The 14,733-nt window shown below is 51.1% G+C and carries 19 protein-coding genes; 12 read left to right on the forward strand and 7 right to left on the reverse strand.

The genetic code is table 11. The annotated features are described in order from the left end of the window. Window positions 1-154 precede the first annotated feature (154 nt). The 6 genes from ACYQ27_RS01850 to ACYQ27_RS01875 all read left to right on the forward strand — a co-directional run bounded on the left by ACYQ27_RS01850 (window position 155) and on the right by ACYQ27_RS01875 (window position 3,616). Complete coding sequence (locus ACYQ27_RS01850; RefSeq protein ID WP_456396117.1) at window positions 155-607, forward strand: Lrp/AsnC family transcriptional regulator; 453 nt, start codon at window positions 155-157, stop codon at window positions 605-607. 70 nt (window positions 608-677) lie between these two features. After that, window positions 678-1,178: a deglycase PfpI gene (gene pfpI / locus ACYQ27_RS01855; protein ID WP_456454009.1), complete on the forward strand. Its 501-nt coding sequence runs from the start codon at window positions 678-680 to the stop codon at window positions 1,176-1,178. A 94-nt stretch (window positions 1,179-1,272) separates the two neighbouring features. After that, window positions 1,273-2,013 carry a hypothetical protein gene (locus tag ACYQ27_RS01860; RefSeq protein ID WP_460040903.1) on the forward strand — a complete coding sequence of 247 codons (741 nt, stop codon included), beginning with the start codon at window positions 1,273-1,275 and terminating at the stop codon, window positions 2,011-2,013. A 39-nt stretch (window positions 2,014-2,052) separates the two neighbouring features. Next, window positions 2,053-2,484, forward strand: coding sequence for a PspC domain-containing protein (locus tag ACYQ27_RS01865; protein WP_460041760.1), 432 nt, complete (start codon window positions 2,053-2,055; stop codon window positions 2,482-2,484). A 1-nt stretch (window position 2,485) separates the two neighbouring features. Then, the gene (locus ACYQ27_RS01870; RefSeq protein ID WP_460040904.1) at window positions 2,486-2,713 is read left to right on the forward strand and encodes a hypothetical protein; all 228 of its coding nucleotides are present in this window, start codon (window positions 2,486-2,488) and stop codon (window positions 2,711-2,713) included. Then, window positions 2,714-3,616, forward strand: coding sequence for a triphosphoribosyl-dephospho-CoA synthase (locus tag ACYQ27_RS01875; RefSeq protein WP_460040905.1), 903 nt, complete (start codon window positions 2,714-2,716; stop codon window positions 3,614-3,616). On the opposite strand, the gene ACYQ27_RS01880 is transcribed toward ACYQ27_RS01875, so the two are convergent. Further along, entirely contained in the window at window positions 3,600-3,881 is a 282-nt protein-coding gene (locus ACYQ27_RS01880) for a family 4A encapsulin nanocompartment shell protein (RefSeq protein WP_456396103.1), read from the reverse strand. The genes ACYQ27_RS01875 and ACYQ27_RS01880 overlap by 17 nt on opposite strands. Before the next feature lie 46 nt (window positions 3,882-3,927). Further along, complete coding sequence (locus ACYQ27_RS01885; protein ID WP_456452862.1) at window positions 3,928-4,341, reverse strand: OsmC family protein; 414 nt, start codon at window positions 4,339-4,341, stop codon at window positions 3,928-3,930. Window positions 4,342-4,398: 57 nt separating this feature from the next. Between ACYQ27_RS01885 and ACYQ27_RS01890 the strand changes: the two genes are divergently transcribed. After that, window positions 4,399-5,241 (forward strand): SPL family radical SAM protein, encoded by an 843-nt coding sequence (locus ACYQ27_RS01890; protein ID WP_456452864.1) that lies wholly within the window; start codon window positions 4,399-4,401, stop codon window positions 5,239-5,241. Here ACYQ27_RS01890 and ACYQ27_RS01895 read toward each other — a convergent pair. Then, window positions 5,168-6,004, reverse strand: coding sequence for a gamma-glutamyl-gamma-aminobutyrate hydrolase family protein (locus ACYQ27_RS01895; RefSeq protein WP_456452866.1), 837 nt, complete (start codon window positions 6,002-6,004; stop codon window positions 5,168-5,170). The two genes, ACYQ27_RS01890 and ACYQ27_RS01895, sit on opposite strands and share 74 nt — an antisense overlap. A 198-nt stretch (window positions 6,005-6,202) precedes the next feature. Next, a complete protein-coding gene (locus tag ACYQ27_RS01900) occupies window positions 6,203-7,459 on the reverse strand; it encodes an aminotransferase-like domain-containing protein (protein WP_456394800.1) in 1,257 nt (418 codons plus the stop codon). A 253-nt stretch (window positions 7,460-7,712) separates the two neighbouring features. On the opposite strand from ACYQ27_RS01900, the gene ACYQ27_RS01905 reads away from it, so the two are divergent. Next, on the forward strand, window positions 7,713-8,681 hold the full coding sequence (locus tag ACYQ27_RS01905) for a ribose 1,5-bisphosphate isomerase (protein ID WP_460040906.1): 969 nt from the start codon (window positions 7,713-7,715) through the stop codon (window positions 8,679-8,681). Here the strand turns inward: ACYQ27_RS01905 and ACYQ27_RS01910 are convergent, their stop codons facing one another. Both ACYQ27_RS01910 and ACYQ27_RS01915 read right to left on the reverse strand, forming a co-directional pair. After that, the gene (locus tag ACYQ27_RS01910; RefSeq protein WP_456452870.1) at window positions 8,682-9,203 is read right to left on the reverse strand and encodes a hypothetical protein; all 522 of its coding nucleotides are present in this window, start codon (window positions 9,201-9,203) and stop codon (window positions 8,682-8,684) included. It abuts the gene before it with no gap. A 5-nt stretch (window positions 9,204-9,208) separates the two neighbouring features. After that, window positions 9,209-10,174 carry an AAA family ATPase gene (locus ACYQ27_RS01915; protein ID WP_460041761.1) on the reverse strand — a complete coding sequence of 322 codons (966 nt, stop codon included), beginning with the start codon at window positions 10,172-10,174 and terminating at the stop codon, window positions 9,209-9,211. Window positions 10,175-10,385: 211 nt separating this feature from the next. Between ACYQ27_RS01915 and ACYQ27_RS01920 the strand changes: the two genes are divergently transcribed. The 3 genes from ACYQ27_RS01920 to ACYQ27_RS01930 are packed head-to-tail and all read left to right on the forward strand — an operon-like array spanning window position 10,386 to window position 12,851. Beyond that, window positions 10,386-11,663, forward strand: coding sequence for a C/D box methylation guide ribonucleoprotein complex aNOP56 subunit (locus ACYQ27_RS01920; protein ID WP_456394818.1), 1,278 nt, complete (start codon window positions 10,386-10,388; stop codon window positions 11,661-11,663). 11 nt (window positions 11,664-11,674) lie between these two features. Next, a complete protein-coding gene (locus ACYQ27_RS01925; protein ID WP_460040907.1) occupies window positions 11,675-12,355 on the forward strand; it encodes a fibrillarin-like rRNA/tRNA 2'-O-methyltransferase in 681 nt (226 codons plus the stop codon). Between the two features lie 52 nt (window positions 12,356-12,407). After that, the gene (locus tag ACYQ27_RS01930; protein ID WP_460040908.1) at window positions 12,408-12,851 is read left to right on the forward strand and encodes a hypothetical protein; all 444 of its coding nucleotides are present in this window, start codon (window positions 12,408-12,410) and stop codon (window positions 12,849-12,851) included. Window positions 12,852-12,858: 7 nt separating this feature from the next. Here ACYQ27_RS01930 and ACYQ27_RS01935 read toward each other — a convergent pair whose 3' ends face one another. Beyond that, window positions 12,859-13,521, reverse strand: coding sequence for a TIGR00266 family protein (locus tag ACYQ27_RS01935; protein ID WP_460040909.1), 663 nt, complete (start codon window positions 13,519-13,521; stop codon window positions 12,859-12,861). Between the two features lie 156 nt (window positions 13,522-13,677). Here ACYQ27_RS01935 and ACYQ27_RS01940 point away from each other — a divergent pair, with 156 nt between their 5' ends. Continuing rightward, on the forward strand, window positions 13,678-14,730 hold the full coding sequence (locus tag ACYQ27_RS01940; RefSeq protein ID WP_460041762.1) for a hydroxymethylglutaryl-CoA synthase: 1,053 nt from the start codon (window positions 13,678-13,680) through the stop codon (window positions 14,728-14,730). The last annotated feature ends 3 nt before the right edge of the window (window positions 14,731-14,733 follow it).

The following is a 14,733-nucleotide window of genomic DNA, read 5'->3' on the forward strand; positions in this document are numbered from 1 at the left end:
GAAAATTCCCCGGGCCAAAAACGCGAAGGGGCAATGCCGTTGGGGTGAATTTTTATATACCGCAAAGGAGGATAAGCTACCAGTTCCTGATAACATGCTAACTCCTATCGGCAAATTTATATACTATTTCGAAAATTTTTTATGGGTGAGCATCATGCGGGCAAATTTGGATGATATTGACAGGAAAATACTCACAATCCTTCAGAAGAACAGCAGGACTCCGCTCAGGGAAATATCAAAGGAAGTTGGCCTTGCAGAATCAACCGTCTATGAGAGGATAAAAAAGCTCAAGGAGCATGGAATAATCAGGAAGTTCACCGTTATCCTTGATCCAGATGCGCTCGGCTTCACGCTTCTCGCATTTATCCTGATAAAATCGAAAGCGGGGAAATACTCCCATGTGGCCTCTGAGCTGAGGAAGTACCCCCAGATTGTGGAGATATACGAAACCACTGGAGATTATGACATGCTCGTTAAGATAAGAACAAGAAATAGCGAGGAGCTCAATGAATTTCTCGATACCATAGGCGAGATTGAGGGTGTTGTTGCAACCCATACCATGGTGGTTCTAAAAGTTCATAAAGAAACAACAGAGCTCCCACTTTAACTCTCCATTTTTGTCCAAAAATGCTTATAAACATCCTTCTCTAATTTCATGTTGATATGGAGGTGATTGCATGAAGGTGCTGTTCTTGAGTGCGGACGACTTTGAGGATCTGGAGCTTATATATCCTCTCCACAGGCTGAAGGAGGAAGGCCATGAGGTCTACGTTGCCAGCTTTGAGAGGGGTAGGATACAGGGCAAGCACGGCTACACGGTTAAGGTCGACCTGAGCTTCGATGAGGTCGACCCGGAGGAGTTCGATGCCCTTGTCCTGCCGGGAGGGAAGGCTCCCGAGAGGGTCAGGCTGAATGGGAATGCACTCAACATAGCCAGAAAAATGTTTCTGGATGGAAAGCCCGTTGCGAGCATATGCCACGGCCCGCAGATACTGATCTCAGCAGGCGTGCTGAAGGGAAGGAGGGGCACGAGCGTCATCACGATTAAGGACGACGTGGTCAACGCGGGAGCCGAGTATGTGGATGCGGAAGTTGTGGTCGATGGAAACTGGGTTAGCTCAAGGCATCCGGGCGACCTGTATGCATGGATGAGGGAGTTTGTGAAGCTCCTGAAATGATTTCCTCTTCTACGTGCCTTCCCATCTGGCCACCTTTCTTTTTTAACCTCCACTGAGCGTAACCTTTATACGGTGTATGATGAAATTTTCATCGGTGATATTCATGAGGAGAAGGGCTGGCCTCTTGGGAATCTTGGCTGGTATCTTTCTGGTCCTTCTTATCATTGGCATAGTCGCGGTGGCTCTGGCATTTCACGGTTACGTTCACATCGAATGGGGGCCATTCAGGGAGGACGCCGGCCCGGTTAAGGAAATCGGTCGCTTCCACGCCGACTCCATAGTGGTTAGAAACGTAATAGGAAGCGTTGAGCTGGTTTCGTCGGAAGTTGAGGGAATTGTCGTTAAGAGCAACCTCCCGGTAAACGTCAGCCTTGAAAACGGCGTTCTGACGGTTTACTGTCCCGCTGAAGAGAAGAGAAGCGGGTTTGGGATTAGTACTCACAACCTCTGCTCTGAATATCGGAACGGGAAGGTCGTCATAGAGGTGGGGAAGGAATTGGCCGACGTCTGGGTTCAGAACACAGTTGGGGACGTTTTTATAGGGGCAAATGCCACGAAGGTTCTGATAGAAAACACCGTCGGGAACCTTAAGGGGGCCGCCCCGGCGAAATACCGGATTGATGACGTGGTCGGCGACGTTGTGATTCATGCCGGGGGAGACGTTACCATAAACGACGTCGTGGGCGACGTTAGAATACACGTGCCCCCTGACTATACCGTCAGCCTTTCCCTCCACGACGTCCTTGGAAAGGTCGAGAAGGCCTACTCCGGCGGGGGAAGACCGATCACTATCAGGATTTCCGACGTTGTTGGTGATGTGTCCATAGGGCAATGATTTTTAAGTCCGCTTCCTTTTTCTTGTCTGGTGATTATAATGACAAAGAAGCTGATGAGGTCAAAGAAAGACCGAATCCTCCTCGGTGTCCTCGGTGGAATAGCCGAGCACCTCAACGTTGACCCCACCCTTGTAAGGCTCATATTCGCGGTTCTCCTGGTATTCAACCCCGTCGCCATGACTCTCCTCTACTTCATAGCGGCCCTGGTGATTCCTGAGGAAGGGGAGGAAGAGGAGAAGCCCCTGTCGGAGAGGGTCGATGAACTCGTCAACGAGACCGGAGAAAGGCTGGGGGAGGTCTTCTCGGGCAACGAGAACTCCAAGGCTATTGCCCTGATACTGATAGGCCTTGGAGCTATACTGCTGGCCAGGTCGTTCATACCGTTCTTACTGCCTGCTTTGGACTTCAGGACGCTTCTCGCGGTTGCGTTCCTAGTAGTTGGAATAATCCTCCTCTTGGGGGGTGAGTGAGATGAAAACCCTCGGCTGGCTCTTCGTTTTCCTCGGCCTCCTTTTACTCCTGAGGGAGTTTCAACCGTCATTTCTCGGCTGGCTCAGGCAGTACGCGCCGTATATAAAGGACGCCTTCTGGGGAGTCACGCTTATAGCCTTCGGACTCTACCTGATGGCGAAAAATGCAGTTAGAAAGGCAGTGCTGGTGCTCTACATGATCTACCTGCTCCTCTACCTGGTGGTGTAAATGGAGAGATGGAGAATCATTAAAGCCTTCACCCTTGGCCCCCTGCTTGAAGCGGCAATACCGAAGCCCGGGAATGTGAGCCGCTTTAAGGACTTCGATGACCTGACATTTTACCACTTTCTCTTTGGCAACACTGCCTTCATTGACATCCTCCATGAGACCACCAAGATCGGGAGGCTGATAAAAAACGGAACATACCGGCTCAGCGAGGCGGGCATTGGGGAGCTTATAAAGAGGGCGGTTCAGAACTCAAAAGCCTATCAGGACTCCAATCCGAACTTCGGTGTTATAACCCTTGAAATCCCGCTCGTCATGGCCCTTTCAATGTCGAAGCATATATACGAGGCGAGAGAAATCGTCGGGAGGCTCATAGATGAATCCACCGTAAGGGACACGATGGAGTTCTACGGGGCTATAAGAACCGCAAACCCCAAGGGGGTTAAAAGCGGCGTCAGATATGACGTCTATTCTGAAAACGTTTTTGAGGAGCTTTTCAGGGACAGGATAAACCTGAAGAAGCTCGCTGAGATGAGCTGTGGGAGGGAGCTTATATTCTGCGAGTGGCTCAACGGGTATGAGCTGAGCTATAAAACATTCATCAGGCTTAAGGAGGTTCTGCAGGATAGGGGCCTCGAAGAGGGCGTTTGCTATGTCTTCATTGAGTTACTGAGCGAGATTCCCGACACCCTCATAGTCAGAAAGGTGGGGGCTGACGAAGCGGAGCTCGTGCGGAAAAACGCCGAAGCCGTCTTAAAGGGCGGGATGAGCCTTGAGGAATTCGATGCGTTCCTGCGGGAAAAGGGAGACCTCAGAAATCCGGGAAGCATAGCAGACATAATGGCGATATCTCTGAGCCTCCTCATACTTGATGGATACAGGCTGAGGATCACTCCACGACCCTGAACCTCTTTGCACCGCCCATGCCGAGGCCGAGGCTCTTTGAGTCAACAACAACCGCATCTTTTCCCAGCTCGTCAACGACCCTGATTCTGAAGCCCGAAATCTCCGCAACCCCCTCGTTTCCTCCGAACTCCTCATTCACCTGTGCTTTCAGGAACTCGTAGGCCTCCTTCCCGAAGAGAACGAGGTCGGCTTCAAATCCCTCCATTTTTAGCTCATTCGCCTTCTCCTCAACGGTGCTGAGGATCCGTATGAGGTCACCTCTCATGGTATCACCGGACGTTTCTTCTCGGGGGCACATATTAACCTTTCTCTCAGAGCTCGGGCCTGATGATCTCGTATGTGTATGTTACCTCGGCGCCGCTCAGCTTTATGTGGGCTGATGCTGAGCAGTACCTATCCTGGCTGAGCTCGATGGCTCTCTCGGCTTTTTTCGGGTCGACGCTGCCCTTTATTTTATAGTGGAGGTGCACCCTGCGGTAAATTCTCGGATGCTCGTCCCTTCTCTCGCCGCTTATCTCGACCTCAAGACCCTCTATGGGCTCCCTCATCTTTTTCAGTATCATGACAATGTCGTAGGCTGTGCATCCGGCGACGCTCAGAAGGAGAAGCTTCATGGGGCTTATCCCGCCTTCTCCGAGAATTACGGAGCACTTGTCATCGCTTATTCTTCCGATGAACTGATAATCCCTCACCCATTCGACCTTCCCTGTTACAGGATCCGCCATGGCATCACCGTCGAGATTTGGAAAAGAATTTTAAATGTCTTTCTGCAACCTTCAGTTATGTATATCCGGCCGTTTGACCCATGGAAATCCCGGCTCTGCACATGTCCGTTTAAATACACCCTGAACGTCTACACAGGCTGCGACCATGGATGCGTATACTGCTATATAACGAGCTACATTCCCCGGGCGTTCAAAGTCCGCATAAAGGAAAATCTTCTCCCCAGACTTGAGAAAGAGCTGAGAAAGCTCGATAAAAGATTCATAGTGTCGCTCTCATACTCCTCAGACCCCTATCCGACGGTTGAGCGGGAGCTGGGGATAACGAGGAGGGTGCTCCAGCTTTTTAAAAAATACGGTGTGAGATGCATGATACTCACAAAATCAGACATATTCTCCCGCGATCTGGACATTTTGAGGGAGCTTAAATGTGCGGTTGGAGTAACAGTCACAACTGTGGACGAAGAGAAGGCTTCCCTGCTTGAACCGAATGCTCCCGAACCGGCCGCCAGAATTAAAGCCCTCAAAAAAGCCGGAAAATCAGGAATTCCGGTCTATGCCCGCATAGACCCCATAATCCCCTTTTACACGTGGGAGGACTTCGATGAGACTCTCCACGCGTTGAGCTTTGTGAGGCACATCACCGTCTCGACCCTGAAGCTCAGACCGGACTCATGGAGGAGGATGAGGGCAAAATTTCCCGGACTGATGGAGAAGCTCGGGCCCCTCTATGAGAAAGGGGAGAGAATAGGGGGTTATTACTACCTCCCCAGGGATTTCAGACTTGGGATTCTCAGGGAAGCGAGGGAGAGGGTTGAGGAAATGGGAATCACGTTTGGCTCGTGCCGGGAGGGCTACCACTCTCATCCGACGTGTGATGGTTCTCACCTTGTTCCTCCGTAGCCGCCCGCAGCTCCCTGATCTCCAGCTCCCTCTTCGCTTTTCTGTAATTATCCGCAGCTCTGACGAGGGCATTGAACAGAGGCTGCATCTCATCGAGATACTCCGGCCGCCACTGAACGCCTATGATGAACCCCTCCTCACCCTCTATAGCCTCCACTATTCCATCAATGGTGTGGGCGACGGGTCTGAGCCCCTCCCCGATTCTCTTTATGGCCTGATGATGGAAGCTGTTGACCCCTAAGAATACCTCGGTCGTTCCTGTTATGTCGAGTTCCTCCCTGAGAATCCTGTAGAGCTTTGAATCAACCTTCAGCCGAACATCATGAACCTTCTGGGAGGGATGAACCCGTGACATATCCCAGTCGTGCTTTACAGCCCTCGGGATCTCAGCGGCCACATCCTGATAGAGGGTGCCTCCAAAGGCGACGTTTATTACCTGCGCCCCCCGGCCTGTTCCAAGCACCGGGATTCCCCTCTCCACAGCCGCCCTCGTCAGCGTTATCTCAAAGAAATCCCTCCTTATGTCGGCATCCCTCAGATAGTTTGATGGGTCATCCCCATAAAATCTCGGGTGTATATCCGGGCCGCCTGTGAGGAGAATGCCGTCCGCGGTATCCAGAACATCCTCAAGTAACTCCTCCTCATAATCAAAAACAACCGGAATGCCCCCGGCATGCTTGACTCTCTTCACATACACCCTGTCCAGAATCAGCCTGTCCCTGCTCCAATCTACCGGTGCAATTATGCCTATCAGCGGCTTCACAAAAACCACCCCTGTGGGGGATGAGCGTTGAAATATAAAATCATTTTGGCGGTCTGCCGTACTCTTAGGTGCCCGGCGGTTGTAAAAGTTTCTGCCTTAGAAGCAGTATTGAGCTTATCCCAGCAGCATAAGTCCGCAGTACATAGTCCCTTGAACCAGGCATCCGGCAAAGACCGGAAAGAAAAACGAAAAGAGGATTCAGCCTTTTAAGGCTTTAATCTCCTCCTCTATAACCTCTGCGAGCCTCTTGATACCCTCCCTGATCTTCTCTTCAGGCACATACGTGAAGTTCAGGCGCATTGTGTTCTTGACGTCGCGGTGTGCGAAGAAGGCCTCACCGGGAACGTATGCGACTCCCTTTGCCACCGCCCGTTCGAAGATTGCCTTGGTGTCGATTCCCTCCGGCAGGGTGGCCCAGACGAACATTCCACCTTCGGGCTTTGTCCATTTCACCCCTTCGGGCATGTACTCCTCAAGGGCCTCAAGCATTGCATTCCTTCTCGGCCTGTAGAATTCAATGATCTTCGGAATCTGCCTGTCCAAGTGCCCGTCCGCCACATATTTCCACGCAATTACCTGGCTGAAGGTGTTCGTGCAGAGATCAATGGCCTGCTTGGCAATCTCTATCTTCCTTATGAAGTGGGGTTCTCCTGCAATCCATCCTATTCTGAAGCCCGGAGCGAGTATCTTTGAGAACGTTCCGAGGTAAAGCACCCTCCCTTCATCGTCAAAGTGTTTGACCGGCTTTACGGGCTTTCCTGAATAGCGGAGCTCGCTGTACGGGTTGTCCTCGATTATTATGAAATCATATTCATGGGCAAGCTCAACGAGCTTCTTCCTTCTCTCCTCCGTCATTGTAACGCCGGCGGGATTCTGGAACGTGGAGACGGTGTAGACGAATTTAACCCTCTTTCCTTCAGCTTTCAGCTTTTTCAGGGTTTCTTCGAGGATGTCTGTTACCATACCGTTGTCATCCAGCGGAACCGATACGAATTCCGGCTCGTAATATCTGAACGCGTTTAAAGCGGCAAGATATGTTGGGGCTTCTACGATAACTATGTCTCCGGGGTTTATGAAGACCCTCCCTATGAGATCCAGAGCCTGCTGTGAGCCCGCCGTGGTCATTATCTCAACCTTTGAGAGCGGAAGGTCATAGCGCTTCCTCATCCACTCTGCCAGGGCCAGGCGGAGAGGAGTGTAACCCTTGGTTGTGCCGTACTGGAGTGCTTTGTCGGAATGCTTCTCAAGAACCTCCTTTGCAATTTCCCTGATGGTCTCAACGGGGAATGTTTCGGGAGCGGGCAGACCTCCGGCAAGTGAAATGACATCAGAACTTTCAACGAGCTTCAACAGCTCCCTAATTTCCGAAGCTTTCATACCGAGAGCCTTTTCCGAAAAGTAAGCCTCGAAATTAAGGGCACCTGCTTCCAGCTTTTTCATGAGTTTTTCTTCCATCCCAACCCCTCCAAATGAACATTTTAGTTCATGTCCTCAATTATATACATAGAGAGTTTGCGGCGATTAAATATAAACCTTTCTGCAATGGTCGTTAATGCCATTTATCTATGTAAAGACTTTTCTGGAAGTAATTTTATGAACATCAAAGTTCTTTTAAATCCATCAATGCACATAAATATAACAAGCCGCTCAGTGAAGTATATAAACCCCAACACCCTAATCCCGGGTTACTGAGAGGGAGGTGATGTGAATGCCCGTGGTTAGGGAGGTTCATGAGATAGCCGGGAAGATAAGCTCCATGGAAATCAGAGGTGCCGGCAAGATAGCACGTTTCGCCGCACATGCCCTCCAGATACAGGCCGAGAAGAGCAAGGCAAAGGACGTTGATGATTTCTGGAAGGAGATGAAGCAGGCTGCAAAGCTCCTCTATGAGACACGGCCCACGGCTGTTTCCCTTCCGAACGCGCTCCGCTACGTCATGCACCGCGGGAAGGTGGCTTACGCCGGCGGTGCCGATCTGGAGCAGCTGAAGTTCATAGTCATAAACGCCGCCAAGGAGTTCATCCACAACTCAGAGAAGGCCATCGAGAGGATAGGCGAGATGGGGGCTAAGAGAATAGAGGACGGGGACGTCATAATGACCCACTGCCACAGCAAAGCTGCCATAAGCGTCATGAAGACCGCATGGGAGAGGGGCAGGGACATAAAGGTCATAGTCACCGAGACGAGGCCGAAGTGGCAGGGCAAGCTCACCGCGAAGGAGCTGGCAAGCTACGGCATCCCTGTCATCTACGTCGTTGACTCAGCGGCCAGGCACTACATGAAGATGACGGACAAGGTCGTCATGGGTGCCGACAGCATAACGGTCAACGGCGCGGTCATAAACAAGATTGGGACTGCCTTAATAGCCCTCACCGCCAAGGAGCACAGGATTTGGACTATGATCGCTGCCGAGACCTACAAGTTCCATCCCGAGACGATGCTCGGCCAGCTGGTCGAGATAGAGATGCGCGATCCGCACGAGGTCATTCCGGAGGAGGAACTCAAGACCTGGCCCGAGAACATCGAAGTCTGGAACCCGGCCTTCGACGTTACGCCGCCGGAGTACATAGACGTCATCATAACCGAGCGCGGGATAATCCCGCCGAGTGCAGCCATCGACATCCTCAAGGAGGAGTTCGGCTGGGCTCTGAAGTACAGGGAGCCGTGGGAGGACTGATCAAAGTTCACTGGAAAGCCATAGTACTTTTAACTCTCCTATGCCTTCTTCGCTTCTTAAATTTATAATCTTCACCACAATTCCTTTCCCGTTTTTCGCGCGGATGGCTCTATAAACATCCTCGGCGAAAGTTAGAACCATGGCCTTCTTCTCTCCGAACAGTAACGCTCCACTCTTGGCAGAGTTCAGAAGGTGTATGTCTTTCCTACCCACCTCTTTGCCTTCAAATGAGAACTCATAGTTTTTCAGCTCTACTGTTTTAAGCTTGGGACGCATGAGGCGTAGGAGTGAGAACGATTGGGGAACTATTCTCCGTCTGCGAATCTCGGTTTTTAAAGTCTCGAGGTGTCTGTAATACTCCCTTTTAGTCTCAGGGTTAGCCACAAGGGTGACCTCTGGGTTTTTGAGAAGTTGGAGGAGAAGCCGGTATGACCTTCGGGTTTCCTCCTCATCTTTGAGTTCTTTCTCGGCCTCAAGAGCATACCTAAGCACGTTGGTATCGACAACGATAACAATTGCCATTTCAATCACGCCTTAAGCCAATCAAGGAACGCGTCTATGTCTGCCTCAAGGAAGTCGGAGAGGTTTCCTTCAAGGCTGCCGTCCTCGTGAACGGTCATCTTTTCGAATACCGACTTTCCAGTTTCCTTTCTCGCGGAATATACCGTGAGTTCCTCTGGCTTCAGGCGTTTTTGGGAAACTGCGTTCAGCAGGCCGTAGAGGAGGTGCTCTGAGTGAGTCTCGATTATCAGCTGATAGCTTCTCTTCTCCGAGATCATCAGGAAGAACTCGGCAAGCTCATATTGAAGCTTGGGGTGGAGGTGCATCTCGGGATGCTCAATGAAGACCGTACTCCCCTCCGGATAGAATGAGAGAGCAACGACTATTGGGAAAATGGTAGCCAAACCAGCACCAGCATCGGCGAGGTTTATATCAACCCCCTCAGGGGTAGTTGCTATGATTTCGTATTCGTTCTGGTTTTCGGTTGGAACCCACCTAATGTTGTGGAGAGCATAGCGGGAGTAGAATTCTCTTATCATCTCGATGTTGTCCTTAAACTCGGTGCGGTAGCAGGCGTAGTAAAAAAGCTGGTGAGCATTTGACGAAATGACTCTCTCGGGATGGATAAGGACATCGTGAAGAGTTCTATTTAGTTTCCTTGCTGCTGTTAGAACATGGAGCACTCTCCGAGGGGCCTCAATGCTGCCCTGTGTTGATAATACAAATTCCGGGGCTTTGAATTCGACTAAACTAAAAAGGGTATTCGAGAAGAACCCAAGAAAACGAATTTTCCTTTCTGTTTCGTGCATATAAACAACTTTGTTGAAGTCTTCTTTAGTGAATGGATGCCACTTTCCAGTTAGCATACCAAATGCCTCAAGCACCGAACTCTTTCCACTTCCATTTGGGCCGATAATTAAGTTTATTTTTGAAAACTCCAGCGCTGCATTTTCAATCGACTTATAGTTCTCAATAATGAGTTTTGTGAGCATGGACACCACCCTAAAATATTTCTCAAAGACTTATTTAAGGGTTGAGGATTATCCCGCTCGAATTTAGGTTATTCGGGACATGCTGCTGGACAGGGGAGGATACTTTTTTCAAGCACGCCGCAGTTATCCTAACAGTATCACCGCAGAACATCACCCTTAAAAGCCTATACCCTTTTATATCTCTTAAGCGAAAAGAGGAAAGGTGATGAGAATGAAAGCATTCATAGCTGAGAATGTGCACGGCATCTATGCCCTTGATGAGAACGGCAGTGTAATTGCACACCGGGCTTTTGAGAAGGAGAACAGCCTTGACAGGATTCTCATGGGGGAGATGACCGAGGAAATGCTGGATCTTCTTGAGGAGCTGAGGGGCAAAGGTTATGATGAGGTTGTGTTTGAGCACCCTGAGCTGAGCAGGCGGGCCAATGAGCTCGGATTTAAGGCTGATTTTGAGTTCCCCAATCTGGCCGGCGAGATTCTCCGGGAAAAACCTGAGGAATTTCTTGGCGTAGAATGGTTTGAAGAGTACTTCAGGGCAGGAGTCCAGCTGACAAGGGCGAGGATTCAGGAGCAGAGCGGAGCACGGGATAAAATGGTCATTCAGGCGATAGAGGCCCTCGATGATATTGATAAGGTCACCAACCTCATGGTCTCCAGACTGAGGGAGTGGTATTCACTGCACTTTCCGGAGATTGACGAAATCCTTCCAAAACATCAGCAGTACGTGGTCTTTGTTAGGGAAGCAGGCCTCAGGGAGAACATAACGAGGGAGAAGCTCGAAGAGCTCGGACTCAGCGAGGGGAAGATTGAGAAAATCCTTGCAGCAAAGGACAGGTCGATGGGGGCTGTGATGGGCAGGAAGGACATCGAAATCATCCAGAGGCTTGCCGCGGAGATAGATGACCTCTACAGGCTGAGGGACAGGATTGAGGATTACCTCGAAGAGGCCATGGATGATGTCGCTCCGAATCTCAAAGCTCTGGTCGGAGCGAAGCTGGCTGCAAGGCTGATAAGCCTCGCCGGCGGACTTAAAGAACTCGCCATGATGCCGTCATCGACGATACAGGTTCTCGGGGCAGAGAAGGCCCTCTTCAGGCACCTCCGCTCCGGGGCTAAACCCCCCAAGCATGGAGTCATCTACCAGTATCCCGCAATAAACCGCTCTCCGTGGTGGCAGAGGGGCAAGATAGCAAGGGCTTTAGCCGGAAAGCTTGCCATAGCTGCGCGTGTTGATTATTTCTCCGGAGAATACATAGCCGAGGAGCTGAGGCAGGAGATTGAGGCGAGAATTAGGGAGATAAAGGAGAAGTATCCGAACCCGCCCAAGAGAAAGGCCAAGCCGGAGAAGAAAAAGGAGAAAAAGGAGAAGAAAGGCAGGAAGTTCAAGAAAGGGAAGGAGAAGTTCAAGGGAAAGAAGGAAAAAGGAAAAATGGGGAAGGGCGGAGGAAAGAGAGAAAGAGAAAAGAAGGGAAAGAGGAAGAAGAGGTAGAGGTGATTTAAATGAGGATTAGAAAGCACAGGTTCCCCGGCGTTTATGTGTTCATAGATGAGGACGGCAGCGAGAAGATAGCGACGAGGAATCTCGTCCCGGGACAGAAGGTCTACGGCGAGAGGCTGATAAAGTCCGAGGGCGAGGAGTACAGAATCTGGAACCCGAGGAGGTCGAAGCTTGCCGCTGCAATTCTGAACGGACTGAAGAACTTCCCGATAAAGCCCGGCTCATCGGTCTTATACCTCGGAATCGCCAGCGGGACAACGGCAAGTCACGTGAGCGATATAGTGGGTTGGGAGGGCAGAATATTCGGAATAGAGTTCTCGCCGAGGGTTTTGAGGGAACTCGTGCCGCTGGTTGAGGAAAGGAGGAACATAATCCCGATTCTCGGCGATGCAACAAAACCGGAGGAGTACAGGGCGCTGGTCACAAAGGTCGATGTCATATTCGAAGATGTGGCACAGCCCACTCAGGCGAAAATCCTTATAGACAATGCGAGGGCATACCTCAGGAGCGGCGGTTATGGGACGATTTCCGTGAAGAGCAGGAGCATTGACGTGACGAAGGAGCCAGAGCAGGTCTTCAGGGAGGTTGAAAAGGAACTCGGCGAGTATTTCGAAGTCCTCGAACGGCTTTCCCTTGAGCCCTACGAGAAGGATCATGCACTGTTCGTGGTCAGGAAGCCCTGATCATTAGTTTTTTTAATTAAGGGTTTTTAATTAAGCGCCGGAGGTTTTCCCTGTGATTCCGCTGCTGGTGGTGCTGACGCCTTTTCTTCTTATCATCTTATTCGTGGCTGTGAAGATGAAGCACTACCTCGACGAATATATTCTCCGGAGGGTCATTGTGAGGCATGAAGGGAATCGGACGGTTCTTTCCGTTGAGACAAAGAAGAAAAGCATCAGCATCACTGTTAAGGACTTCAGAAGGGCAGAGCCCAATGAGGTGCTTGAGGTCAGGGTCAACGGGCTTGCCTTTGGCCGGTACAGGCTGGGAGAATACAGGGGTGCATACGGGTATGTGGAATCCTACGCCATCTCGAATTCCGGCCTGCTCATAGAGGATGCGGATGGAAAAAGGTACTATCTGGCTTTTGACAATATTCATGAAGCTGTGGACGCCATGATGGACAATAACAAAAAGGAGAAGGTTATAGAGGTACGGCGCTTCCATCAGGCTAAATAAATAAAAATCAGTCCCTGCCCTTCGGCAGGTGGGGGATTATCCAGCTTATAAAACTGTCCATGCTCCTCGTCTGTATGTAGAGAGTCCCTGTGCCGTGGAATTCCGCCACCAATCCTTCCCCGCTGAAGAGCGTGCTCTTAAGCCTTCCAACACGCCTTACCTTGAAGTCCAGTCCCTCAGTGAAGGCCACCATGTGTCCGGTATCTATAACAAAATGCTCGTTGTGGAGTTCCTTCCTGTATATCGCCCCGAAGCTTGAGAGGAATACCATGCCCCTTCCGCTCATCTTAAGGAGGAAAAGGCCTTCCCTTCCGAAGAAAGTCTTTGCCCCGCCCCACTTGGTATCTATGCGTATCCCCTCACTGCTGGCCAGAAAAGCCCCGCTCTGGGCATAGAGGGTTCCGTCGATTTCCAGCCCCTCTATATCTCCGGGATAGGACGGTGCGAGCCCCAGAGTCCCAGGCCCGCGGAACGTGTTGATGAAAAAGCTCTCTCCCCCGAGCATTGAACGCTTTAAAGCGCCAAAAACGCCTCCCTTGGCTTTTGTCTCCATCTTTATGGTGGGGCTCATGTGCACCATGGCTCCGGCCTCCGCCTGAATGGCCTCCCCCTGGGAGAGCTCCACCTCAAGCAGAGAAAAGCTCGGCCTGTGGTTTATCGTGTATCTCAAAAACATCACCTTACATGGATTATGCGGAGGTTCCTTATATACCTCTTCATCGTTAATCGTCGAAAAAACCTTTTACTTTCACCGAAAGACTTTTATAATGGCCGGGTTTAGCACTAAAAGAACGTTTAAAGCTCAGCTCTTATGCAGGTGATGGCCATGGGAAAACTGCTGAAACCGGTTAAGGATGTCGGTATCGTCGGATACGGTGCCTACGTCCCAATGTACAGGATTAAAAACGAGGAGATAGGAAGGGTATGGGGAGTTTCGAGCTTCCCTATCAGGGAAAAATCAGTTCCCGGCCTGGATGAGGATGCGATAACGATTGGAATTGAGGCGGCGAGGAATGCCCTAAAAAGGGCGCGGATTGATCCCAGGTTTATAAGGGCGCTCTGGTTTGGAACCGAGTCAAAGCCCTATGCCGTCAAGCCTTCTGCGACTGTCATAGCCGAGGCAATCGGTGCAACACCTGATCTGGATGCAGCCGATTTCGAGTTTGCATGCAAAGCGGGAACCGAAGCCCTGCAGGCTGCTATAGGATTCGTGGGTTCTGGAATGGCCGAATATGCCATGGCGATAGGTGCCGATACATCCCAGGGGAGGCCGGGTGACCACCTCGAATTCACCGCCGCCGCTGGGGGGGCTGCATACATCGTTGGCGAGAAGAGCAGCGAGACCCTCGCATATTTTGAAGGGAGCTACTCCTACGTTACCGACACGCCGGACTTCTGGAGGAGGCAGCACGAGCACTACCCGAGGCACGGGAACCGCTTTACAGGCGAGCCGGCCTACTTCCATCAGGTAATAAGCGCCGCCAAGGGCCTGATGGAGGAGCTCGGCTATTCTCCGGGCGACTTTGACTATGCAGTATTCCACCAGCCCAACGTGAAGTTCCCCCTCACGGCAGGCAAAATCCTCGGAATTCCGAAGGAGAAAATCCTTCCGGGCCTGCTCAGCGGCATAATAGGAAACACATACAGCGGCGCAACTCTCGTCGGAATCAGTGCGGTTCTCGATGTTGCAAAACCCGGCGACAGGATTCTGTGGGTTAGCTTCGGAAGCGGTGCGGGAAGCGATGCCTTCAGCCTCGTTGTTCAGGATGCAATCGAGGAGAAGAGGGATCTTGCGCCGAAGACGATGGACTACGTTAGCAGGAAGAAGTACATTGACTACGCGCTCTATGCAAAGGCGAGGAGGAAGTACATAATCTGAGGT

This window comes from Thermococcus atlanticus, from assembly GCF_054657855.1.